This is a genomic window from Streptomyces sp. BE20, assembly GCF_036322525.1.
GTDB lineage: Bacteria > Actinomycetota > Actinomycetes > Streptomycetales > Streptomycetaceae > Kitasatospora.
The window spans coordinates 1-391 of sequence record NZ_JAQYWW010000892.1 but is presented as its reverse complement, the minus strand read 5'-3'; the positions used below and the strand labels follow the sequence as shown (position 1 = coordinate 391).

Sequence of the window (391 nt, the reverse complement as noted above, 5' to 3'; positions counted from 1 at the left end):
CGGAGGAGCGCTGCTCCACCGAGATCCCGCTGCTGGCGGTGCCGTCGACCCTGGAGGGGCCGGCCGCGCACGAGTCGGCCTGCCACTTCGCGGAGGTGCGGGACGTGATCGGCGCGGGCTGAGCACGGCCGCCGATGGGCCCCGGAGTCGCGCGGACTCCGGGGCCCCGCGCGTGCGGGACGCGCCACCGGAGGGCGCGCCCGGGCGTCACTTCCGGAAGCCGACGTGCTCCCAGACGATGTCCGAGAGGCCCTGGGCGCCGATGTTGGAGAGGTCGACGCGGGAGCCGTACTGCTGGGGGCGCTGGTAGAGGTGCAGCACGCCGGCCACCTTCCACAGCTCCGCGTCGGCCTGGTTGATCGCCTCGACGGCGACGGCCGCGTCGCCCGCG

The 391-nt window shown here is 76.0% G+C and carries 2 pseudogenes; one reads left to right on the top strand and one right to left on the bottom strand.

Going from position 1 to position 391, the window contains the following annotated elements:
- Positions 1 to 122 (top strand): annotated as a pseudogene (locus PUR61_RS19185) (peptide ABC transporter ATP-binding protein); the annotation flags it as partial.
- A gap of 85 nt (positions 123 to 207) precedes the next feature.
- Here the strand turns inward: PUR61_RS19185 and PUR61_RS19180 are convergent.
- A pseudogene (locus PUR61_RS19180) lies at positions 208 to 391 on the bottom strand (ABC transporter family substrate-binding protein); the annotation flags it as partial.